The sequence below is a fragment of the Shewanella sp. S1-49-MNA-CIBAN-0167 genome, from assembly GCF_040310145.1.
Lineage (GTDB): Bacteria > Pseudomonadota > Gammaproteobacteria > Enterobacterales > Shewanellaceae > Shewanella > Shewanella psychromarinicola.
On the sequence record NZ_JBEOPO010000289.1, the window covers coordinates 1 to 267 of the forward strand.

The 267-nt window shown below is 40.1% G+C and carries 1 pseudogene; it reads left to right on the top strand.

The features are described 5' to 3' along the window. A pseudogene (locus tag AAEZ00_RS21345) lies at positions 1-267 on the top strand (DUF885 domain-containing protein); the annotation flags it as partial.

The window sequence follows — 267 nt, forward strand, 5'->3', positions numbered from 1 at the left end:
GCATTAGCCAACAAAAAATTAATGGGGCCAACAAAAGAAGAAGTAAACCAAGCACTGGCAAGAACCGATACCTTATTGCAAGGTTTGCAGCAGTTGTTTGAGAAAAATGAATTCATAAAAGCCGATGAGAATCTGTCGCTACTAAAGCAGCAAATTGCAGATTACCGTCAGTGGGCAGAAAAAACCGTTATTCCAACTAGCCGAGATGACTTCCGCTTACCGTCAGAAATTTACGCTTTAAAACTCAAAACAGTTGGCATTGATATC